Raw genomic sequence first — 22,199 nt, forward strand, 5'->3', positions numbered from 1 at the left:
ATCGCGCGCAAATTTCGATGCGAAAGATAATTACTCTGTCTCCAAAAAATCAAGCAATTATTTCCAGCAGTTTCGCCTCCTACAACCTGCACCCACAACTAAAAAAGCCTCTGCACCCGCAAAGGCTTCCTTGATTGGACTGAAGTTTTCCTCAAAATACCCGCGTAAAAAGAATTTGCGCAATCAACAACACTGTGACCGCACGCAGCAGCGGCTTCACAAAATTCGGATTGAGCTTTTCGGCAATTCTCACGCCTGCCTGTGCTCCGGTAACCGATCCGGCCATAAGCGCAAGCGTCAACGGCCAGATGATATGGCCCGCAAGCGTATATGTGATCGCGGCTCCAAGACAGCTGGAAAACGTAGCGAGCCGCACAAAACCGACAGCGCGGATATAGGCGATATCGAGGTAGCTGAACAGGAATAGCATCAGCGTCCCCTGCCCGGGACCGAAAAGGCCATCGTACATTCCGATACCGAATAACCCGCCCGCACTTTTCGGCTCCAATTTCAGCCGGCTTTCGCCCACAAACCCTTTCTTGCCGATAAACGAAGTGAAGAATGCAGCGATTAAAAGGAAACTCACCAGTATATACATTTGTTCTTCGGGTATCGATGAAGCGATAAAACCACCTGCCACACCGCCCACTAAGCTGACCGGCACGATCCAATAGGACTCTTTCAGCGATATCTTCTTTTTGCGGATCAAGTAATAAAAACTGGAGAACGAACTGACCGTATTCGAGACTTTATTGGCACCGATCGCTGAATGGACGGGCAGACCGAGCAGCAGCATCGCCGGCAGGCTGATCAGTCCGCCGCCTCCAGCCAGGGTTCCCAGAGTCGTAGCAACCACGCCGAGAAAGAACATAAATATGAATTCCATCCCTGTCACCTCTTTTCACCCTAACTATAATCCTTCCAGCAACTTAAATAAATTCAATAGTTATTATAAAAAACGATAAGTTTATCTTATGTAGAAAAAAAGCCACCCACAAAAGCCGCTCACACGACTTTTGGGATAGCCTTCCCTTGTTCATTATTTCGTTTGTCCATTGCCTCTGATAATATATTTCGTTGACGTCAAAGCCGGCAAGCCCATCGGTCCGCGTGCATGAAGTTTTTGGGTGCTGATGCCGATTTCAGCGCCAAAGCCAAACTCGAAGCCATCGGTAAAGCGGGTTGAAGCATTATGATAAACCGCAGCTGCATCAATTTCATTGAAGAATTGTTCAACATTCGCCGCTTCCGTTGAAATAATGGCTTCCGAATGCTTCGTGCCGTATTGATTGATATGCTGAACGGCCTCGTCGACCGTGTCAACGACTTTCATGGCCACTTCAAAGCCCAGATATTCCGTCGCCCAATCTTCGTCAGTTGCAGGCGCAACAGATGAAGAAATTTGCTGTACGGCTTCATCTCCGTGAATCTTCACGTTCTCTCCTTGTAAAGAATCCACAAGATCAGTCAGGTGAGCTTCGGCCCAATCTTTCTGCACGAGAATCGTTTCGCACGAATTGCAGACAGAAGGACGCTGGGTTTTCGCGTTGATTGCAATATCAATTGCCATCTTCACGTCCGCTGTTTGGTCGATAAAGATGTGGCAATTCCCCGCTCCTGTTTCCAAAACGGGGACTGTGGCATTTTGCACGACCGTTTGGATAAGCTTCGCTCCGCCGCGCGGAATCAAAACATCCAGATAGTCGTTCAATTTGAACATTTGCGACGCCGTTTCCCGGCGTGTATCTTCCAGCAATTGAACCGATTCAACCGGCAAGTTGGTTTTTTCCAGCGCACGGCGAATTACTTGGACAATCGCTTTATTGGAGTTGATAGCTGTTGAACTGCCGCGCAGTACAATCGCATTTCCTGTTTTCAGGCACAGGCTCGAGGCATCAACTGTTACATTAGGGCGCGCTTCGTAGATCATGCCGACGACACCGATCGGTACGCGGATTTTTGTCATCGCCAGTCCATTGGGCTGCTCCCATTTTTCGAGGGTTTCTCCGATGGGGTCGTTTAATTGGGTTAATTGGATAAGCGCATCAGCCATATCTTTTAAGCGGACTGCATCCAGTTTCAGGCGATCCACCAGTGAATCGTTCATCCCTGCCTGTTGCCCGGCTGTTATGTCTTTTGCATTTTCGTTTAAAATGAAGTCCTGCTCCTCCAACAATTGAGCTGAAATAGTTTGCAAAGCCTCATTTTTATCTTTTGTCGTCGCTTTCGCTAATTGGAAAGCGGCCTCTTTTGCTTTTTGTGCTTTTAGGATCAATTCATTCTCTGTAACTTTTTCTTCTTGTAGAAGTTCAGTCATCCTTTGTCTCCTTTCAATTTATGCATTTACTAGTACTTTAGATTCCACCAATTTGCCAATATAAGTTCCGTCGCCTTTTCCTTCAAAAATATCTACCAGTTTGTCACTGCCTTCTCCTGAACCGATAAAGACCTGTACGTCTGAGGCCAATGCTGTTTTAGCAGCTACCACTTTTGATTTCATTCCGCCGGTACCGACGTTTGAAGAACCTTCTGAAGAAGCGGCATTTTCCATTTCTTCATGGACTTCTGTAAGGAATGTATATTTTTTAGCTGTTGGATCGGTATTCGGGTTGCCGCTGTAGATGCCATTGATATCAGTCAAAATCATCAGGAAGTCAGCGTGCACCAGTTTGCTGACTAAAGCCGACAGCATATCATTGTCTCCAAAAGTCAGTTCTTTCACTGCGACCGAGTCATTCTCATTGATGATCGGCATTACGTCCCGCTCCAATAAATTCGAGATAGTATCGTTAGCATTCTTATATAAGTCCTTGGTCAACAGCAATTGTGCGGCAATAATACCGTGCTTTTTGCATTCATCCCCATACGCCTGCAGCAACAGTCCCTGTCCGACAGCTGCAGCCGATTGTTTATCGACAACTGCATCCGGACGCGATAAATAACCAATGCTCTTAAATCCTGCAGCTACTGCTCCAGATGAGATTAAAATGACTTCATGGCCTTGGTTTTTCAAACGGGCCAACGCTTCAACATGTTCGCGCAATTTGCTGATCGATAACTTCCCATTCGAATCTGTCAGCGAACTGCTGCCTATTTTCACGACTATTCTTTTCTTTTCCACTTACTATCATCTCCTAATTTTAAATAAAAATTTTTTCCTTCTTCTTGAAGAGGGAAAAACCTCGGATCCATGGCATGTTTTCCAATTGAAGATTGTGCTCAATCATACGATCAGACTATACGCTGTTACGATTTTTTATTTAACTTAATAGACCGAATTAACACTGTGAAAAAGAGTTTTATAATTTAAAAACAAAATGATGAGCGTATAATCCTGCATGGATTCTAAAACCGCCAAAAGGGTTTTCTCTCTGAATCCAGCATCTTCCCACCAGCGCTTCGCCTCGTTCGGTATTGTTTAAATATTTGCTTGTGAAATTTTAAACAAAAGAATTAAGTAGCAATTTTAACATACATTAATGACATTTCCAAATTCCCCCCAGTTCTCAATGTGCTTTTATAGCTTCCAAAGCCTTGCTGATGTAAGTGCCGTCCCCTTCTCCAATAATTATTTTAAAAAGTTTCTCCTGCCCGTTCCCGGACCCTATGAATACATCCACGCCAAAAGAAAGAGCTGTTCCTGCCGCCTTCACTTTTGACTCCATGCCGCCTGTCCCGACTTCAGAATCAGATCCGGAAACTGCATTCATCAGCTCTTCGCTTATTTCCGTGAGAAAATCGTATTTTTCAGCAGCAGGGTTTTTATTCGGGTTCTGTCCATAAATCCCATTAACGTCGGTTAAGATTATCAAGAAATCCGCTTTTATCAGTCCACTTACAAGCGCTGAGAGCATATCGTTATCGCCAAAGCTTAAATCTTCGGCGGAAACAGAATCGTTTTCATTGATCACCGGCAAGACCTCATGCTCTAAAAGTTCAATAATTGTCTCACGGGCATTCACATAATAATCTTTTGTCAACAAGAGTTGCGCCGCCAGAATTCCATGTTTCTTGAATTCTTCAACGTAGGCCTGCAATAAAAGACCTTGGCCCACTGCCGCCGCAGACTGACGCCCAATGCGGTGGACAGGGCGCGATAAGTAACCGAGCCCCGTACATCCGGCTGCCACCGCTCCTGATGACACTAGCACGACTTCATGGCCCAGTTTTTTTAAATATGCGAGTGCCTCCACATGGTCCTGCAATTTGTCGATACACAATCCGTTTTTTGGATTTGTTAGTGAACTGCTGCCGATTTTTACCACAATCCGTTTCTTTTTCAAACTCTTACCACCCAGTCTTTCCCTCCTGCTTGGAGACTAGCTTATAATTTTTATTATTATGCACTTATATGTATTTTTAGTCAATAATAATTAATATTAATACTTATAAATAAAGTTTTTATAACATAATTATTCATAAAACTGCATATACCGTAGTTTGAAATAATGAAAAAAACGAGTTTAAAGCATAAAAAAAAGACCATTCAGCGAATGATCTCCATGAAATGTGTCAGTATTTTGGCGGTCAGGCCCCATATCACTTTGTCTTCGTAGATATAGAAATATTCATCGACCTGTCGGGTGCGCCAATTATAATTTTCCCCTCCGGCAATGAGGTCGTAAGGGAAACTTTCTTCCGGCTGAATATCAAAATTCACGCGGTAGACCTTTGGATCTTTTTCGAGGAAAAACGATAAAGGCACCGTGAACAGACTGTCCACTTCCGGTGGATTCGGCCGAAATTCAACATCCGGATCAATGATTCCTGCAAAGCTGTAAACAATCATGCCAAACGGCGAAACGATATAGTCCAGAGGAAAAACCTCCGAAATCTGCTGGCGTTCAATTCCCAGCTCTTCCATGGTTTCGCGGATTGCTGTATCTTTTTCTGAATCATCCTGTTTGTCGATTCTCCCGCCAGGAAAGCAAATGTCTCCCGGCTGGCTTCTCATTTGATGGGAACGGACTTCGAAGAGGATATGGACTTCGCCGTCTTTTTCGATCATCGGCAGGAGAATTGCAAATTTCGAGAAATCCTTATTGCCCAGCACTTCGGGAATACGGTCTTTCACTTTTGATACTAAACTTTTCGGATCCATATCTTCACCTCCGTTTCCTTTCCTTCTATTTTAACAAACCATCCAGTTAAATGCTTTCCTGGCAATTAAATGGATACACGAAACGATATCCCGCAAAACAGCTTCGAAGATTTAGCCGACGCTTGTAAGGCTAAATCTTTGCGACGAAGCAGCGAAGCGATACAGGAGCACTGCTTTTAATTAGCAATAAGTGAATCCAGAATCTCAGCTGCTTTGCTCCATATCTATAGAAATCCCTCTCGAAGCTGAAGTGATGTCATAAATGAATTTGTCCTTCTATTAACGACTCTCCATCAAATCATCAACAGTTCCCGAATATCATCTTCCGTCATCGCCGCCAGCGGTTCCTGGCCGGATTGGATGACTTCGTCGATGAGATTCTTCTTCTTCTCCTGTAATTCGGTGATTTTTTCTTCGATGGTTCCTTTAGCGACCATCCGAATCACCTGTACGGTGTGCTGCTGCCCCATACGATGCGCCCGGCTCGCGGCCTGCTGTTCGACTGCCGGATTCCACCAGAGGTCGTAGAGGATGACCGTATCGGCTCCTGTCAGGTTCAACCCGGTTCCTCCTGCTTTCAATGAAATAAGGAACAGGTCTCCTTCACCTTCGTTGAAGCGGCTGCACATTTCAACGCGTTCCTGCGGCGGAGTCTGGCCATCGAGATAGAAATATGGCCGTCCCTCCCGCGTCAGCCGGTTGCCGATCAATTGCAGCATTTGCGTAAACTGGGAAAACACCAATACACGGCGCCCCGCCATTCGGCTGCTTTCAACGATTTCCATCAATTGATCGAATTTCGCCGAACCGCCCTGATAATCTTCAACGAACAGCGAAGGGTGGCAGCATAACTGGCGTAGGCGCGTGAGACCCGCCAAAATTTTGATGCGATTTTTCTGCAGGCTGTCTTTATTGAGATGCTTGAGCGCTTCCTGTTTAAGTTCTGCGAGGTACGCCGCATAATATTTTTTCTGTGCCGGATACAGTTCGGAAAATTGCAGGGTTTCGACTTTGTCCGGCAATTCCTTCAGCACATCTTGTTTGACGCGCCGCAGGATGAAGGGACGGACGCGTTTTGCGATGCTCGTGCGCCGCATTTCAGCGAAACGCATGCGGTTCGGCAGCAGTTCCGGGAATACGACATGGAAAATCGACCATAATTCGTCCAGCGAATTTTCAATCGGCGTCCCGGTAAGTGCAAAGCGGTAATCCGCTTCAATCGCTTTGACCGCTTTCGCCGTTTGGGTCACCGGATTCTTGAAAGCCTGCGCTTCGTCCAAGAACAGCGTATGGAACGTTTTACCCTTGTATAAAGCGCCGTCCATGCGGAGCGACGGATAGGACGTTATGAGGACATCCGCTTCTTCGTTTTCGGCAAACCGTTTCGTTCTCCGGGTTTTATTGCCATCAATGATTACGGCATTAATATCGGGAGTGAATTTCGCGAATTCTTCGAGCCAATTATAGGTCAGCGATGAAGGCGCGACGATCAGCACCGGAGCTTTTCGCCGGCGGATTTCCGCTAGTTCCGACTGGATGAACGCGATGCTCTGCAAAGTTTTGCCGAGCCCCATATCGTCCGCGAGAATGCCGCCAAAACGGTATTTCGCCAAAGCCTTCAGCCAGTTGAAACCGGCTTTCTGGTAATCACGCAATACCTCTGCCAATGGTTCCGGGATTTCAAAACCGACTTCTTCGGGGTTGCTGAGATTCTGCAGCAGCTTCGCAAAATCCGCGCCGGGGTCGAGCAATTCGCTTTCCTCGAGCGACGTCACCAGCTGCAGCCCCTGAATCAACGGCAGCCGGATTTCGTCGCCGAACCACTGCTCTTCATTGCCAAGTTCAAGCATCAAATCATTCAGCGCAATAAATTCCGGTGTCTCCAAAGACAATAACGTACCGTTAGGGATGCGGTAATATTTTCGCTTTTCCTTCAAAGCAGCGAGCACCAGACGGATTTCCGCCTCTGGAATCTCACCCGGCTCGAGTTTAAACGCCAGCCAATCTGTCCGCTCTTTTACTTCCACTTTCACTTTCGGTCCCAAGTAATTTTTCTGCACGCGCATTTTCACAGCTGTCGTGGCATACACCTGCATCAATTCTTCCAGCTGCGGGATGGTGTGAAATAAAAAATCATATTCCGCTTCTTCGTCCTGCATGTAAAAGCCGCCGTCCGTCTGGGTGAAGAGGCTGTTCTTCATAAGCTCCATGATCCGCTCTTCTTTGGCGCGCTGGCGGCGGACGCCTGGCAGATGGCGGATTTCATCTTCCGCTTCTTCACATGGATTAATGACCAATTGGCCGTAATGAAATTCCACTCCGGCAAGCAGCCGGTTGCGGATCCGGTCGAGATATAATTTTGCCGATAACGGTGTTTCTTCCAGCCGACCGGTGACAGCGGCCGCCATATGTACTTCTCCGAGACGCTCCAGTCCCGGAATGACGCTTTCCATGAAATAATCGCCTTGAGCCGGTGTTATTTCAAGCTCAGCCGAACCCTCCATCAACTCTTTCAATTCTTCCAATCGCCTGCAGTCGTCCGGTGGCAATTTCACGAACGCCCCACCGCTGATGGCGAGTCCGTACGATTTCATGACCGTGATTTGTTCGAGCCCTTCCGCTGTCAGCAGATAACCCGCGTTGCCGGCCGCTTCAAAACGGAAGATCAACGGCAAATCGGTGTCAAAACGCAGGCCTCTGTATATCCGCCCTTTATGCCCGATATTGACTGACGGAATTTCCGCGAGCAATTTCACAAGCGTATCCCAGGAAGAAGCAGGAATAATGATGCGGCCGCGGCCAGTCACCGCACCGTTGATCTTCATCAATTCACGCAGCAGCGCGTCCGTTTCCGTCGTAAAACTGAAGGCCTCCCGTGAATAAGTCAAATCCGGAGAAATCGGATAGCTTACGCCTTGGTCGACAGCTTGCAGGAACGCCCCCGCGTTGCGGATCGGCACCGCCCCGTCCATGCCGGCGCTGAGTTTAGCCGAGAAGAAACGCTCGCCGTCTTCCGCTTCCGCTGAATGCAGCAACAAGTTGATTTCCAATACCGGACGGTCATCAAAATGCAGTTGCTTTTTGCTTGGACGCATATTTTTGTCGCCGAATAACTCCATCAAGCGCTGCGTTTTTTGAAGCTCCTGCTGCTGCACTTCATTGATTGCCAAAAGCGTTGCGGCAATATGCTGGCAATAGGTGCTGACAAAGCCGACAGGCGGACAGCTGCAGGAAGCGAAGATCGTCTCATCCTGTTCTTCCTTGACCGACACTTCAAAAATGCCGTTTGCCTGGACTTCCGCTTTGACGACGGAAGTATTTTCACTTAGCGGCTCCAATGCCACTTTGCCCGCGTCAAAATAAGCCTTGCCTTTTCGGTAAGCAGCCATGCCGCATAATTTTTTTATCCGATAATCGTTCAATAATGTATTCATGGAATGACCCTTTCCCGCACACGCTTGCATTTACTCTCCATTATCGCTAATAAAACCGGTTTGGTACAATCGAACTGATGGCCTATAAAAGAAAACACCGCTCCCGCCTAAAGGCGAAGCGGCAAGTATTCATCAGATAATATAGTTATAACTCCGATTATGCTGAATTTGATTTTTGCCGTTCCGCTTCGCATCATATAGATACGCATCCGCCTTTTTGAAAAAATAGCTTTTTGGCAGGCCCGGATAGTAATTTTGCAGCCCGGCGCTGATCGTGACGCTTCCACCAGCGATTTCGGGATGTTTTAATTCGGCTACCGCTCTGCGCATTTCCTCTAGAAGTTTCAATGTCTCTTCGAAGGATTTTTCTGTAAAAATAACGGCAAATTCTTCTCCGCCGTAACGCGCAACGACATCATGGACACCGGCTTTTTCCGATAGGATTCCCGCAACATGCTTCAGCACCGAATCGCCGGTACTGTGGCCGAAATTATCATTGATGCTCTTGAAATTATCGATATCCAATACCGCCAATTGGAGCTGCATCCCCGACCCTTCCACCTGCTGGACCAGTGTATCCAAATAATTCTGGAAAGTTTTATGATTATAGAGACCCGTCAGTGCATCCGTCTTCGACAGCCGCTCCATGACCCGATTCTGAATAAGCAGTTCTTCTTCTTTTTCCACCGCTTGTCTAAGTATCGAAAGCATTTCCGTTCCTCTTTCAATGACTGCGAGATAAACGATAAAACCGGCTACCAGAATAAACAAATACGCAAAATATTCATAAGGCGTCATTGCTGCCCGACTGTCTTCGCTAATAAGGTAAATAATCAGAAGAGCCACGAAATTTGTCAGGAAACTGATGGTCAGCTTGAATTTCTTAAGGTAGATCAAAGAAATCGCCATCGGCAAAAGCAAAGTCATCTGAAGCCCCGGCAGCCCTGGATTCGAAAGAATCATAACAACTGCAATAAGGGTCCCGGCGAAAAAGAGGATATAAGGATTGAAAATCTTTAATACCCTGACCATGAACCAGGAAATGAAGATGATTGCGATGATGAAGCTGGTCGGCCAGATCATACGCAATGAGATATAGTCTTCTATATAATAGGAATAATAAAAAACCGTGACAATCAGACCGACTAATTGGCCCCCGATTGCAACTATAGCCAGCAAGCCATAAAAATAAAGGATTTTCTTTGCCCAATATTCATAATCCAAACCGATCTGGTTCGCCTTTTCCATGTAGTTCCCACTTCCGCAATTTTTTCTTCTCTTTATTCCTATTCTATCAGGAAGCAGCAGGAATAATATACTACTATTAAGATATTATTTATAATGAAGTTCTGCTCAATCCCTTTCTGTATACCATAGAATTTAACAACTATCTAAAAAAATCGAAGTCTTCTCGCAATTCCCTTTCTTAACCCATATACAAATTAAAACGAACAACTCTGAAAAATTCGGATATTTATGCTTCCGACGGAAGGATGAATCATCATTAGCTATGTGGTTCTTTTATTAGGACCAATAAGTAAAATTGAAAATTGATTCTGTGTACTCACTCCGCCATACAAATGGCGTTTTTTGTTGCCGTAAAGCTTTAATGGTTTACGCAATATAGGAAATATTACAAGCACTTTACAAAGGGGGAAGAAATGTTTGAGTGATTGTTAGCCGGGAAGAACAGTTAATGTAACACCCAATACTATCAAAGGAGGAGTTAGAAATGGCAGACAATAACAATAACAACAAAATGAGTCGCGAAGAAGCTGGACGTCTTGGTGGAGAAGCGACTGCGAACAGCCATGGACAAGAATTCTACGAAGATATTGGGGAAAAAGGCGGAGAGGCCACTTCACAGAACCATGATAAAGGGTTCTATGAAGATATTGGCCAAAAAGGTGGACAAGCCACTTCCCAAAACCAAGGCAGCGATTTCTATGAAGAAATCGGTTCCAAAGGTGGAGAGAACAGCAACAGTGGCGGAAACAACTCCGGAGGCAATAATTCCGGGGGCAACAAGATGAGCCGCGAAGAAGCCGGCCGCAAAGGCGGAAAAAATAGCCACAGCGGAGGCAACAATTCGTAAGCGCTTATTGTGTAACAGGAAATTGGAGGGCAAATTGCCCTCCTTTTTCTTATGGATTTTTCTATACAATGAAAATCAGCTCTTATATAGTAGAAGCAGGTGATCTTATGAAAACAAAACTCTATGTCAATTCGGCAAATTTTACAGCCGGTCTTACCATGAAAGATGCTGACGAATTCGAACTTAATAATATGGCGCTCCATGCCTGCGAAAATCCTTCGCTGATTGTGGAAAATCGCAGAAAACTGGCGGATTTCCTCGGTCTCAATTTGACCAATTTCGTGTGCGCCAACCAGACACACAGTGCTAACTTTTATCGTGTCGAGGCCGCAGACAAAGGACGCGGCTCCACTGATACCGAGCATGCTGTTGCGGATACCGATGCATTATACAGCTATGAAACCGATGTTCTTCTATGTACATTCGCAGCCGATTGCGTGCCGGTCCTTTTGTACAATGAAACCAAAGGACTCATCGGAGCCGTACATTCCGGCTGGCAAGGCACCATCAAAGAAGTGACGTTAAAGCTTTTCGAACACTTGAAGCAAGAGGAAGACTGCAATCCGGAAGATTTCCATGTCCAGATTGGTGCTGCGTTGAACCAGGAAAAATTTGAAGTGGATGAAGATGTTTATTTGAAATTCAAAGCACTCGGCTATGCTGACGAATTCATGTACCATAACGTGGAAACCGGCAAATACCATATCGATAACCAGTTGACCGTCAAAAAACAATGTGAACTGGCAGGAATTCCTACGGGCAATATTTCAATCGATCAGACATGTACGTATATGAACCCCGAAGGATTTTCCTATCGCGAAGACAAAAAAAGCGGCCGGCATATGGGCTTTATCGTTCGAAGAGCTTAAGCGATATACCGCTCAAGCTCTTTTTTGGTTTGATTTATGCTGGAACGCCCGTATCGGTGTGCTAATCGCCCACAAAAAATTTTAATCGCCCGCAAGATTTCAACCAAACACCAAAAAGGCTTGAGAGCCAATAACTTAACTCCCAAGCCTTCCCAAGATTAATCCATATTTCACTCTTCAGGCGGCTCATCCGGTCCTGCCGCTTCCCCCGGACGAGGTGAATCAGCTGCTCCATACGTATGCCCGGTTTCCGGATCAATCAAAATGGCCTGAACATCACCCACACGGGTATCCGCCGTCACTTCCGTATAGCTTCGGTCCAATTCGTATCCGAGTTCCGTCAATTTCTCCATCGCTTCGTCATTAATGCCGTCTTCCCATTGGATTTTCAAATCCGGCGTAATGTAAATTCGCGGTTCCTGAATCGCTTCCTTCAAATCCATTTTGTACTCAACAACATTTAATAACACTTGAAGAACGGATGCAACAATCGTTGTCGCGCCTGGCGAGCCAAGTGTAAAGAATGGCTTGCCTTCATGGAAAACGATGGTCGGCGCTTTGGAGCTGATGGCGTATTTCTTCGCATTCGGTTCATTTTTCGTTCCCGGTTCAGGATTAAAATCGGTCAAATCATTATTCAACAGGAATCCGTAGCCCGGCACCATAATGCCTGAACCGAAAATCCGCTCAATCGACGATGTGCAGGCCGCTATATTACCCCAGCGGTCAACCGCTGTGAAATGCGTTGTTTCCATTCCTTCCTCGTAATGCACACCATGCAGTTTATTGGTGGAATCCCTCTCCTCGTAATCCCATGGATTGCCTTCTTTCACCTTTTTCAAGCGTTCATCAAAGCTGATACGGTTTCTGCGTTCTTCTATATATTTCGGATGGAAAAGCCCTTCCATCGGAATATCAATAAATTCCGGATCACCCATATACGCTTCTTTGTCCGCTAAAGTCAGCCGCATGACTTCGCTTAAAAGATGATATTTTTCCCAAGAATGGGGATGATGTTTTTCAATTTCAAAGGGTTCTAGTATTTTCAGCATTTGTGCAATGCTGAATCCGCCGACATTCGGAGGCGGCGGAAAGGCAAGATCAAGTTCTTTGTACGTACTCCAAAGCGGCTCTCGAATAGCCACTTTATAATTCTGTACATCTTCTTTCGTCATCAGGCCGCCATGGCTTTCAATCGTTTCAAGTATGGCATCAGCAATTTCGCCTTCATAGACGGCATTGAAGCCCTGTTTTTTTATAATCTTCAATGTTTTCGCCAAATCAGGCTGCCGGATTTTGTCTCCTTCTTTCAATGGCTTGCCGTTTGGCACGAAGACTTTCTTTGTTTCTTCGCCCATTCTGTCTTTAAACTGCTCAATCGTTCTTTCCCATAACGAATTTACCTCAAATTCATTTTCAGCCAGCTCGATCGCAGGATCCACCAGCCGTTCCAGCGGCATAGATCCATATCTTTCATGCGCTTCGCCCATCATCTTCAGAATACCCGGCACGCCTACAGCCTTGGCACTGGTGGAACGTTCATCAAAAGGAACCGCTTCGCCCTCTTCATTGACGAAAAGTTCCGGCGTCACTTCGGAAGGTGCTTGGCTATGGCCATCGATGACGATTGTTTTCTTGCTTTCATTGTCATAATGAATCAGGAAACCGCCCGCAGCGATCCCGGTATTCATCCCTTCAACTACAGACAGCGCAAATTGGATGGCGATAATGGCATCGATTGCATTGCCGCCATCTTCGAGTACCTGTTCCCCAATTTCCGTCGCTTCTTTTATCGCACTCGCTGCCATGCCGTATTTAGCAGCTGCCGTTTCATCCTGCGACATATGCTTATGCGCTTTTTGATTCTGTATAATTTTCTGCAGATCCATCGTTCTTCACCTCTTTTGTGATGGTTAAGCTCTCACATGATTTATATACGTATTTCCCTCCTGTTTACCCGATTTTATCCGCTTTAAATTCACCTTTTTATTACAATTAGAAAACCGGCTGAGACCTGAAGAGGTCCCGCCGGATCGTTAGTAGTTCATCTGTTCAATACAATAATTCCTTCGCTTTTGTTTTTTCCAATCTGTATACCAGCACTACACCCAATATCGCCCCGCTGATACTCGATACAAGAAACGGCGGCATGAAGAATAGCGCTGCGGTTTCAGTGCCCATCAACAATTTGGCATACGGCACTGCAATCAATGATGCGATGATGCCGGTCCCGATGATTTCGCCCGCTGCCGCCAGTCCGATGCGCCCGGACATTTTATATAGTAATCCGGCAAGCAATGCGCCGATCATGCCTCCCGGAAATGCCAACAGCGATCCTGTGCCTGTCAGCACCCGTACGACACCTGTGACGAAGGCTATCGTTACGGCAGGGATGGGCCCGAAAAGTACAGCCGCGATGACATTGATGGCGTGCTGGATTGGATAAGCGCGTGCTATTCCTGCCGGAAACGATACAAACGCCGAACCTGCGACCGCCAGTGCCACGAACATTGACATTACGACAAGCTTTTTTGTTTTCATATCAATACCCCTTTATATGAATTCTTGAAGTGCGCGATTTGCAAAGCGATATCGTCAGCCCCTGACAGCGCCGAAATGACTGCCACACCAGAAGCTCCCGCCTGCCAGACAGCTGGGGCATTTTGCGGTGTGATTCCACCAATGCCGAAGACTGGTATGTGCGGAAATTGACCGATGACTTCTTCGATGCCGACTGTGCCTGCCGGACGTTTGGCATCCGCTTTCGACCGCGTACCGTATACAGGACCCATGCCAAGATAATCTGCACCGGCATCGATGGCAATCCTTGCTTCTTCGAGTGAATGAACGGAAACACCCAACATTTTTTCCTTGCCGATCAGCGCCCGCACCTGCCCGCAATCCATGTCTTCCTGTCCTATATGAATACCATCAGCACCGACTGCTAACGCCAAGTCGACATCATCATTGATTAAGAAAGGTATTTGATATTGGGTGCATAACTCCTGGCATTTTTCCGCAAACTCCACCAAGTTTTGCCCCCGCAAAGCTCCAGTTCCTTTTTCACGAAGCTGGAAATGGGTGATGCCTCCTTTTAAAGCTTCTTCCAATACTTTTAAAGGATCTTTTCCTGAAGCATTCTGCGTGCCCATAATGAAATAGACAGAAGGTTTATTGAACAAATTGCACATCCCCTTCCGTTGTAAATTGGCGGAAAGCGGCATGGTTGGTCGGGCCGTGTCCTGCACCAATATGCAATTGATGCGTAAGAGCCGCCTGGATAAAGCGTTTTGCCGTCACCAAAGCTTCCGGCAATGTCTGCCCTTTAGCCAATTCAGCTGTTAAAGCCGCTGAAAATGTACAGCCGGTGCCGTGCGTCTGTTGCGTTTGTATGCGCACAGAACGCAGCACAAATGATTCACCGTTCTGATCGAGGCAATAATCTTCTGCAATCAGCGGATTGTTGGCATGTCCTCCTTTGATGACAACGGCTTTCGCTCCAAAAGCGAGAATCGCTTCAGCCGCTCTTTTTCTGTCTGCTGCATCATGGATTTCCATGCCGCTCAGCATTTCCGCTTCCGGGATATTCGGCGTGATGACCGCTGACAATGGTAATAGTAATGTCCGCATTGCCTCGAGTGCTTCTTCCTGCAGCAACGTTGCGCCGCCTTTTGCAATCATCACCGGATCCACGACAAGATTATGCCAACCGTGTCTTTCGATTCCGGCCGCCGTTTCAGCTATGATTTCAGCGTCGAAGAGCATTCCTGTTTTCACTGCCTTAATGGCAAAATCCGCTCCGATTGCATCAATCTGTGCTTTCACTGCTCCAACAGGCATGGGATAGACCCCGTGCACGCCGCATGTATTCTGCGCCGTTACCACTGTAATGGCCGATGTACCGAAAACGCCGAGCTCCTGGAATGTCTTTATATCCGCCTGTATGCCCGCTCCGCCGCCGGAATCCGAACCGGCAATCGTCAATACCTGCTTGATCGCTGCCACAGTACATCCACTCCTTCCCCTTTTTCAAAGTCGAAGCCGTCTTCTTCAATTTCCATGCCGAATAAAACATCCAGGAATGTGTCGCGGAAACTGCCGGGTCCTTCCGAAGATGCCGCTGCTTTTTCACCGGCTGCCCCGTAAAACTTGAGACCTTCAATCACCGCAGTTGTTGGATCGTCAGGAGATACTGCCGTGAAAGCGGCTGTTACAGCACTGAGCAGGCAGCCCATTCCGGTTACCGAACCCATCATCGGGTCGCCGCCTGTAATCTTCTCCACCCGCGAACCGTCGGCCACAATATCGGTCTCGCCTGTCACCGCCACAACCAAGTTATATTCTTTTGCCACTCGAGTCGCCAGTTCCACCAGGTCGATATTGCCTTCCCCGGCATCGACACCTTTAGACGCCCATTCCACGCCGCCGATTGCGGCAAGTTCACCCGCGTTGCAGCGTAGCACACTGACATCAATTTCCGTTAAAAGCTTCTGCACGGCTTCTCTCCGAAAAGCGGTTGCTCCTGCTCCCACCGGATCCAAAACCACCGGGATCTTTTCCTTATTCGCTCTTTTCCCGGCAAGTACCATGCTGTCCAGCGTGTCTTTATTCAACGTTCCAATATTTAATGACAAGGCGCGTGAAATGGCGACAAGTTCTTCCACTTCCTCTTGTGCCTCGCCCATGATCGGAGAAGCGCCGATTGCGAGCAGGCCGTTCGCCTGGAAATTTGAGACGACGTGATTGGTGATGCAATGGATGATCGGGTTTTCGCTGCGGATTTTATTGATCATATCCCACACCTGCCTTTACTTGCACCGGCAATTCCCATGTCTCCATCGTCCAGGCCTGCTGCCAGAAATTCCATTCGTAATAGCTGCTGCGACGGAAACGGTCCTTCAATTCCTGACGCCGAACCGCCGACAGCCCTTCCGCCAAACGATCCATCCGTCCGATCTGCTCCTGCACCAATTCGCCAAACCATTCCGAACCATAAGTCTCGATCCACCGGTCGTAAATCGGATGCCCCGGTTCGGCATCTTTCAAGTTCTCTCCAATTTCATAATAAAGCCAGTAGCACGGCAAAATCGTTGCCAGTACATCCGCAAGATCACCTTCCATCGCCCGGTACATATGCGACACATAAGCATATGCACTCGGCGACGGTTCGAATTTTTTCCAATCTTCCTCCGTTACTCCAAGCATGCCCATGAATGATTCATGAAGCGCCATTTCCGCCGCACACGTCTGCTCCGAGTGATGCGCAAAGCTTTTCGTCGTGGCCAGATCCGGTGCCTTGAGTGCGCCGACCGCCTGCATCTTCGCAAAATTCGTCAGATAATAAGCGTCCTGCATCACGTAATAGCGGAATATCTCCACCGGCAAACTGCCGTCCGCAATCCCTTTCACAAATGGGTGATCAAAACTCGCTTGCCATAACCCCTCGCACTCTTGTCGCACTTCCTGTGTAAATTTCATCTTCTCCAGCCCCTTTCAGGCAAAATAAAATACCGCTTTCCAGTAAAGGAAAGCGGCAATCATATACACAAAGGAATAGAGAAATCCGGCATACGCTCGCCCACTTCCCTCCGCTGGTATAATCCAGATCAGGTTCAAAGGGTCCGAGCGTTGCTCGTCTCAGCCGGTAACCGGCTCCCCCAGTGGTGCATGTATTCAGTTGTTCCCTCAAAGATTATCACATAGTCAGAAAAATCACAAATATATTTCTGAAGAGAGGATTTGACACGGAGATTTTGGGTGAACGCACGCAAATTGACTTAATCGCACGTAAATGTTTCAATCCGCCTGAAAAACAAAAAACACCCCGCCAAAAGGCAGGGTGTATCGATATTTGCGGCGTCCAAGCCACGCTCCACAACGTGTTCCTCTAGGGAATGCTTGTCCGTCTTACGCAAATGAGCTCATCGCGTCTCTAACAATAAGGCCTAACAGGCAATAAGTCAATGTATTTCGCTCACTGCGAGGCGTATTCTGCCGCCGTGATCTTATACAACACATGCCTTTTCAACGGGCTGCCTTCTTCCAATTTCGGATGGTCGAATTCGCCCGCTTTTTTCATCCCGATCCGCTGCATGACCGTTTCGGAAGGATGGTTGAGTGTCGCTGTAAATGACACAATTTCGTTCATGCCCAAAACGCCGAATGCGTAATCCAGACAAGATTTTGCTCCTTCTGTGGCATAGCCCCGTTTCCAGAATTTATTGTCCAGCCGCCAGCCGATTTCAACGGCACCTTGGAAACCGGCGTCAAAGCCGACTTCAAGCAATCCGATAAAGCCGATGAACACCCTGTCTTCCTTGCGTTCGACTGCCCATATTCCAAAGCCTTTTTCCTCTGTATGCTGCTCGAATCGCTCAATCAGCTTGTCCGACTCAATTTGCGTTAGCATATTCGGAAAATACTCCATCACCTGAGGATCCGCATTCATGCGGGCAAACGCTCCCCTATCGTCAGACTTCCATCTCCGGAAACCGAGCCGTTCGGATTCGAAAATATACCGGTCGTCCATCATGTTGCCGCAGCCGTAGCCGCTTCATCCGCCTTCACACAATCGATTGCCACGACAAGCGCAATAAGCAGATGCTCCATCTCTTCATCCAGCACCTTGACCTCGTAAGTATCGCCCCAGGTCAGCCATTGCTTGCTGACGGAACCGACGACTTTGCCGTGCTGCAATACCTCAAAATTCATATCCCACCAATTGCCGCGCACTTCGACGCCTTCAGCATCAATCGTGTATTTCGCTTTGAAAAAAGTGAATTCCTTTTTGATCGTCAACACTTCACGGCCGTCCACTTCCACGAAAAACTTCGGCAACAGACTGAATACTTTTTTGGTAATCAACGCGATGTCCTTGCGGGTGGGATCCATGATGGTAAACGTCTTCGGAATTTGCAGGAAGCTGCCTTCGACGTAATAGACATCCTGCTGTTCCTTGTCCTTAACCGTGAATTTGCCGCTTAGACTAAACACTTTCTGTTTCATATAAAGCTGTCTCATTGCCCATCCCCCTTAGCCTTTTTCAATCCGTCTTATCAATAGGAAATCGTGTGAAGAAAATCGTGCCTTCAGGTCCGGTTTCAATTTCAATCGTGGCATTGTGTCGCGCCGCTACAGCGTAGCAGATGCCGAGACCCAGGCCGGTTCCCTCGTCTTTTGTTGTGTAGAAAGGCGTTCCGATTTTCTCGATAATCTCGGAATCTATGCCGCTTCCCTGGTCCTGCACAGCCAGCATGACACAATTATCGTTCTCCACATACGTCCCGATTGTCAGCGTCTGCCCCTCTTCCATCGCTTCAAGGCCATTGCGGTACAAATTAATGATCATTTGCCGGATTTCGTTATGGTTCAACAATAAGTCCGGAATTTCCTGCGTGTAAATCTCAAGATGTTTGTTTTGGTTGAAGGTGTCAATTTTTATTATCGGTGAAATGTCATGGATGATGGTGTTCAGATTCATCATTTTCATGTCTGAAGTCCGCGTGTTGCCGACCGACAGGAATTCGGTGATGATTGCATTTGCGCGGTCCAGTTCATCAATCATCAAATTGAAATGTCCGGCATGCGGCACCAATAATTCATCCGTTTTCAACAATTGCAGAAATCCTCTGACCGTCGTCATCGGATTGCGGATTTCATGGCTGATTCCCGCTGCCATCTGGCCAATCAAATCCAGGTTCGCCAATCTCTTCAACTCTTTTTCATATTTTTTCTTTTCCTTGATATTCTTCAGCATGCAGCAAATGCCGTCATCAAAAGGATAAGCCGTTACTTCATACCAATAATCTTCTTCTTCGGATAGCGTCTCAAAACGCACCGTGACCCGTTCGTGCATCGCACGGTGAAATTCCGTATAAATTACCGTATCCACGATTTCCGGAAAAACCTCCCAGATATTTTTGCCCATCACATCTTCTGGTCTTCTTCCTCCAGGCAGAAAATGATGCTGATTCATATAAACATATTCCCATTCTTTATTCAGCGCGAAAAATCCGTCGGTAATACTCTCGACGACACTGTTGACCCGCTTGTTTGCAGCGTACAGCGCACTCGTCCGCTCTTCGACCATCACTTCCAATTGGTCCATGTACAATAAATTCGAGAACACAGGCGCAGTCGCGTCTACAATCGATTGCGCCAGGAGAATCTGCGGATCTTTAATATAATCCTTTCGTTCCAACGGGCTTATTGCTGAAATAACTCCTTGCACTTTTCCCATCGAAACCAGCGGAAAGAGCATCAAATCCATATCGTCAGCCATCACTAAACGCATCCGCTTACGGAGTGAAACCGCATCATTCAGCAAGTCCGTATAGTTTGCCAGCGAACCGAGCTGTTTCAGGTTTTCATTCCATTCCGCTTCCGTCTTTTCGCCTGCTTTATAGAATGCTGTCTGCTTGCCGCCTTGGGCCAAAGAAGGCTTTACAATATGGGCAGCAAAATCACAGCCGGCAGCCGTTTTTTCCAAATAGGCAAAGCAGGTTTTCAAGCTTTCCCGAATCGTGGAACACAGCGACAGCTCTTGAGTCAAATCCAGCAGCAATTGCTTTTCTTCAAGCAATTTTTCTTTCTGGGAAAGGGACTTCGCGTTTTGAATCGCGACGGCCGCCATGTTCACGTAAGCTTCGACGCTTTCAATCTCCGCCTGCGTTAAGTTCATCGGCGTGCCGTAATCGAACAGGAACACAAGACCGAATAGTTCCTCGTTAAAGGATATCGGCAACGCCAGTAAAGACTTGATCTGGAAAGCTTCAACCGATCTTGGATCCGGACGCTGGTCGGTTGAAGTGTCCCGTATATAAATGGTTTTCCGGGTCTCGATCACTTCCGCTGCGAGAGGATCTGTTGCCGGGTCAATCACCTGCGATTGCAGAGTCATTCCGCCCATCTGCTCCGGTTTTCCTGCAAAACCACGATAAGTTCCGTCCCCCTCAGGCAAATAGATTCCGACCGAACTGCATTGGACAATTTCCTCTGAAATAGCCGTTGTCACCTGCTGCAGAACTTCCCGCAACTCCAATTTCGTATTAATGATTTGTGTTATATTGGCAAGCCTCGAATATCGCGACTGTTCGTTTTCCATACAAGTATTCTCCAATCTATCTAAGGCAAATTAAAATTGCGTTGCTCTGAATTTATCTCCATATCTGATACTGGTTCAGTTGCTTCCTACATTTTACCAAAAAGAACCCGCTGATACGCGGGTCAATATGACTTATTAATCTGACCCCTAAGAATTTAACGGAATTGGCACTTTTAACTGGGTCAACGCTTTGCTATTCTTAGCTGGAATGCAAGACAGACAAGAGAATCAAAGAAAGAAGGTAAAACTCATGCAAAAAACAACTGCACCAACAAGGGTTTCCAGCAAAAGTACATTCGACCTGATCCTCACGTCGATGGCCATTGCTCTGGTATTTGTAGCTACATTATTATTGAACATCCGTTTGCCGATTGCCGCAAACGGCGGACTCGTCCACCTCGGAACAGCTATGCTGTTCATCATCGCCATGTTATTCGGCCCTAAAAAAGCGGCTCTTGCCGGCGCTTTCGGAATGGGATTATTCGATTTGGTATCCGGCTGGACAGCATGGGCGCCGATTTCATTCATTGCACGCGGCCTGCAGGGCTATATCGTCGGCCAAATCGCCTGGTCCGCGAGCCGCATGGGTGGCAGCAAAGCATTCAACATCTTTGGAGCCATTGCATCAATACCAGTCATGCTTGCCGTCTATTATATCGGTGAAGCAATCATCTTCAGCAACTTGATCATTCCAGCCGCCTCAATCCCGGGCAACCTGGTCCAAAACGTTGTCGGCATCATCGTCGCCATTCCGGTGGTTATCGTATTGAAGAAAGTGCCGTTCTTTAAGAGAGGTTTCCAAAAATAAATTAATAAAGGAGAGAGCTTCTAAAATTGAAGCTTTCTCCTTTTTATGTGTCATCATAATTGCATATGTAGTGGGGCGTTCTCGAGTATCTAAATAGGTTTAACATAAGAAATAGAATAAATACCGCTTCGCCGCTATGGACAAGCCTCCCGCAATAAGCCGAGAAGAGCACTCGTCTTATTGCTCCGGCCAGTCCGGAACCGCGCCTTTGCTGAGAGAAACTTCTATAGACATAAAGCAAAACAGCAGAGACGCTTGAGGACCAAGCGAAAGTGTTTTGTGGAATATCATTTATTAAAAATTATTAGTTCAACTTATATATATATATATATATATATACGTAGAGATTACTGCTTATACAATCTATCCAATATAGTGGGAAATTATCTGATAGAATGCAATGCCCAGTCCTAAAAAGCAGGCTTTCATTTTAGAGCGGTGATACCTTTCACTGCGGAATGAGTAAAAGAAAACGACCACAAATCCTACCGGGAACCAAAGTTGAAACTCACCTTCTGCTTCTGAATAGCGGGAGTAAATCGGCATGATATAGGCACTGATCAAAAAATAAAAATAAACCGTAAACTGGCGCATCTCCAGTTCCTTGCTCCATTTTACCAATAGGTAAATAATAATGATTGCCATAATCATAACATGCAAAGAAGGCAGCATAAGCCTCCCGCCTCCAAGTTTGAACTCCATTCATTTCCGCTCCCTTATATGATCTGCTCTTTAATGTTTGCTAATTGCTTGTATCGAAATATTGAGTATCAACCTAAAGCCTCTTTT

The 22,199-nt window shown here is 46.8% G+C and carries 20 protein-coding genes and 1 riboswitch; of the genes, 3 read left to right on the forward strand and 17 right to left on the reverse strand.

Going from position 1 to position 22,199, the window contains the following annotated elements; all coding sequences use genetic code 11:
* Positions 1-151: 151 nt before the first annotated feature.
* From DP120_RS04225 to DP120_RS04255, 7 genes are all read right to left on the reverse strand, one after another.
* Positions 152-886, reverse strand: a complete 735-nt coding sequence (locus DP120_RS04225; protein WP_112222100.1) for a sulfite exporter TauE/SafE family protein — start codon at positions 884-886, stop codon at positions 152-154.
* A 153-nt stretch (positions 887-1,039) separates the two neighbouring features.
* Positions 1,040-2,317: a glutamate-5-semialdehyde dehydrogenase gene (locus tag DP120_RS04230; RefSeq protein WP_112222102.1), complete on the reverse strand. Its 1,278-nt coding sequence runs from the start codon at positions 2,315-2,317 to the stop codon at positions 1,040-1,042.
* An 18-nt stretch (positions 2,318-2,335) separates the two neighbouring features.
* Positions 2,336-3,121, reverse strand: a complete 786-nt coding sequence (gene proB / locus DP120_RS04235) for a glutamate 5-kinase (RefSeq protein ID WP_112222104.1) — start codon at positions 3,119-3,121, stop codon at positions 2,336-2,338.
* A 385-nt stretch (positions 3,122-3,506) separates the two neighbouring features.
* A complete protein-coding gene (proB, locus tag DP120_RS04240) occupies positions 3,507-4,283 on the reverse strand; it encodes a glutamate 5-kinase (protein WP_112222106.1) in 777 nt (258 codons plus the stop codon).
* 203 nt (positions 4,284-4,486) lie between these two features.
* A complete protein-coding gene (locus tag DP120_RS04245; RefSeq protein WP_112222108.1) occupies positions 4,487-5,101 on the reverse strand; it encodes an NUDIX hydrolase in 615 nt (204 codons plus the stop codon).
* Between the two features lie 293 nt (positions 5,102-5,394).
* Positions 5,395-8,535 carry a DEAD/DEAH box helicase gene (locus DP120_RS04250; RefSeq protein ID WP_112222110.1) on the reverse strand — a complete coding sequence of 1,047 codons (3,141 nt, stop codon included), beginning with the start codon at positions 8,533-8,535 and terminating at the stop codon, positions 5,395-5,397.
* Between the two features lie 132 nt (positions 8,536-8,667).
* Entirely contained in the window at positions 8,668-9,783 is a 1,116-nt protein-coding gene (locus tag DP120_RS04255; protein WP_112222112.1) for a GGDEF domain-containing protein, read from the reverse strand.
* Between the two features lie 484 nt (positions 9,784-10,267).
* On the opposite strand from DP120_RS04255, the gene DP120_RS04260 reads away from it, so the two are divergent.
* Together DP120_RS04260 and pgeF are read left to right on the forward strand one after the other, a co-directional pair.
* Entirely contained in the window at positions 10,268-10,630 is a 363-nt protein-coding gene (locus DP120_RS04260) for a general stress protein (RefSeq protein ID WP_112222114.1), read from the forward strand.
* 107 nt (positions 10,631-10,737) lie between these two features.
* Positions 10,738-11,499, forward strand: coding sequence for a peptidoglycan editing factor PgeF (pgeF, locus tag DP120_RS04265; RefSeq protein ID WP_112222116.1), 762 nt, complete (start codon positions 10,738-10,740; stop codon positions 11,497-11,499).
* A gap of 170 nt (positions 11,500-11,669) precedes the next feature.
* On the opposite strand, the gene ggt is transcribed toward pgeF, so the two are convergent.
* The 9 genes from ggt to DP120_RS04310 form a co-directional block, all read right to left on the reverse strand.
* Positions 11,670-13,388, reverse strand: coding sequence for a gamma-glutamyltransferase (gene ggt, locus DP120_RS04270; RefSeq protein WP_112222118.1), 1,719 nt, complete (start codon positions 13,386-13,388; stop codon positions 11,670-11,672).
* Between the two features lie 163 nt (positions 13,389-13,551).
* The gene (gene thiW / locus DP120_RS04275; RefSeq protein ID WP_112222120.1) at positions 13,552-14,040 is read right to left on the reverse strand and encodes an energy coupling factor transporter S component ThiW; all 489 of its coding nucleotides are present in this window, start codon (positions 14,038-14,040) and stop codon (positions 13,552-13,554) included.
* Positions 14,037-14,681: a thiamine phosphate synthase gene (gene thiE / locus DP120_RS04280; protein ID WP_276310391.1), complete on the reverse strand. Its 645-nt coding sequence runs from the start codon at positions 14,679-14,681 to the stop codon at positions 14,037-14,039. The genes thiW and thiE overlap by 4 nt, the downstream gene beginning before the upstream one ends.
* Positions 14,671-15,504: a bifunctional hydroxymethylpyrimidine kinase/phosphomethylpyrimidine kinase gene (gene thiD / locus DP120_RS04285; RefSeq protein WP_112222124.1), complete on the reverse strand. Its 834-nt coding sequence runs from the start codon at positions 15,502-15,504 to the stop codon at positions 14,671-14,673. Before thiD ends, thiE begins: the two co-directional genes overlap by 11 nt.
* Positions 15,480-16,292, reverse strand: a complete 813-nt coding sequence (thiM, locus tag DP120_RS04290) for a hydroxyethylthiazole kinase (RefSeq protein ID WP_112222126.1) — start codon at positions 16,290-16,292, stop codon at positions 15,480-15,482. The genes thiD and thiM overlap by 25 nt, the downstream gene beginning before the upstream one ends.
* Entirely contained in the window at positions 16,282-16,977 is a 696-nt protein-coding gene (tenA, locus tag DP120_RS04295; RefSeq protein ID WP_112222128.1) for a thiaminase II, read from the reverse strand. The genes thiM and tenA overlap by 11 nt, the downstream gene beginning before the upstream one ends.
* An 88-nt stretch (positions 16,978-17,065) precedes the next feature.
* Positions 17,066-17,168, reverse strand: a riboswitch (TPP riboswitch).
* Positions 17,169-17,473: 305 nt separating this feature from the next.
* Entirely contained in the window at positions 17,474-18,031 is a 558-nt protein-coding gene (locus DP120_RS04300; protein WP_240611965.1) for a GNAT family N-acetyltransferase, read from the reverse strand.
* Positions 18,028-18,519 (reverse strand): LURP-one-related/scramblase family protein, encoded by a 492-nt coding sequence (locus tag DP120_RS04305; protein ID WP_112222130.1) that lies wholly within the window; start codon positions 18,517-18,519, stop codon positions 18,028-18,030. Before DP120_RS04305 ends, DP120_RS04300 begins: the two co-directional genes overlap by 4 nt.
* Positions 18,520-18,541: 22 nt before the next feature.
* Positions 18,542-20,602 carry a GAF domain-containing sensor histidine kinase gene (locus tag DP120_RS04310; RefSeq protein WP_112222132.1) on the reverse strand — a complete coding sequence of 687 codons (2,061 nt, stop codon included), beginning with the start codon at positions 20,600-20,602 and terminating at the stop codon, positions 18,542-18,544.
* A 250-nt stretch (positions 20,603-20,852) separates the two neighbouring features.
* On the opposite strand from DP120_RS04310, the gene DP120_RS04315 reads away from it, so the two are divergent.
* Positions 20,853-21,410: an ECF transporter S component gene (locus DP120_RS04315; RefSeq protein ID WP_112222134.1), complete on the forward strand. Its 558-nt coding sequence runs from the start codon at positions 20,853-20,855 to the stop codon at positions 21,408-21,410.
* 363 nt (positions 21,411-21,773) lie between these two features.
* Here DP120_RS04315 and DP120_RS04320 read toward each other — a convergent pair whose 3' ends face one another.
* Entirely contained in the window at positions 21,774-22,112 is a 339-nt protein-coding gene (locus DP120_RS04320) for a hypothetical protein (protein ID WP_112222136.1), read from the reverse strand.
* Positions 22,113-22,199: the final 87 nt, after the last annotated feature.

The organism is Planococcus halotolerans, from assembly GCF_003289955.1.
GTDB classification, from domain to species: domain Bacteria; phylum Bacillota; class Bacilli; order Bacillales_A; family Planococcaceae; genus Planococcus; species Planococcus halotolerans.

Bases quoted from the DNA above. Each gene is read 5' to 3' on its own strand.
- DP120_RS04225 (WP_112222100.1), bottom strand. From the start codon at position 886: ATGGAATTCATATTTATGTTCTTTCTCGGCGTGGTTGCTACGACTCTG.
- DP120_RS04230 (WP_112222102.1), bottom strand. From the start codon at position 2,317: ATGACTGAACTTCTACAAGAAGAAAAAGTTACAGAGAATGAATTGATC.
- DP120_RS04245 (WP_112222108.1), bottom strand. From the start codon at position 5,101: ATGGATCCGAAAAGTTTAGTATCAAAAGTGAAAGACCGTATTCCCGAA.
- DP120_RS04250 (WP_112222110.1), bottom strand. From the start codon at position 8,535: ATGAATACATTATTGAACGATTATCGGATAAAAAAATTATGCGGCATG.
- DP120_RS04255 (WP_112222112.1), bottom strand. From the start codon at position 9,783: ATGGAAAAGGCGAACCAGATCGGTTTGGATTATGAATATTGGGCAAAG.
- DP120_RS04260 (WP_112222114.1), top strand. From the start codon at position 10,268: ATGGCAGACAATAACAATAACAACAAAATGAGTCGCGAAGAAGCTGGA.
- pgeF (WP_112222116.1), top strand. From the start codon at position 10,738: ATGAAAACAAAACTCTATGTCAATTCGGCAAATTTTACAGCCGGTCTT.
- ggt (WP_112222118.1), bottom strand. From the start codon at position 13,388: ATGGATCTGCAGAAAATTATACAGAATCAAAAAGCGCATAAGCATATG.
- thiW (WP_112222120.1), bottom strand. From the start codon at position 14,040: ATGAAAACAAAAAAGCTTGTCGTAATGTCAATGTTCGTGGCACTGGCG.
- thiM (WP_112222126.1), bottom strand. From the start codon at position 16,292: ATGATCAATAAAATCCGCAGCGAAAACCCGATCATCCATTGCATCACC.
- tenA (WP_112222128.1), bottom strand. From the start codon at position 16,977: ATGAAATTTACACAGGAAGTGCGACAAGAGTGCGAGGGGTTATGGCAA.
- DP120_RS04300 (WP_240611965.1), bottom strand. From the start codon at position 18,031: ATGATGGACGACCGGTATATTTTCGAATCCGAACGGCTCGGTTTCCGG.
- DP120_RS04305 (WP_112222130.1), bottom strand. From the start codon at position 18,519: ATGAGACAGCTTTATATGAAACAGAAAGTGTTTAGTCTAAGCGGCAAA.
- DP120_RS04310 (WP_112222132.1), bottom strand. From the start codon at position 20,602: ATGGAAAACGAACAGTCGCGATATTCGAGGCTTGCCAATATAACACAA.
- DP120_RS04315 (WP_112222134.1), top strand. From the start codon at position 20,853: ATGCAAAAAACAACTGCACCAACAAGGGTTTCCAGCAAAAGTACATTC.
- DP120_RS04320 (WP_112222136.1), bottom strand. From the start codon at position 22,112: ATGGAGTTCAAACTTGGAGGCGGGAGGCTTATGCTGCCTTCTTTGCAT.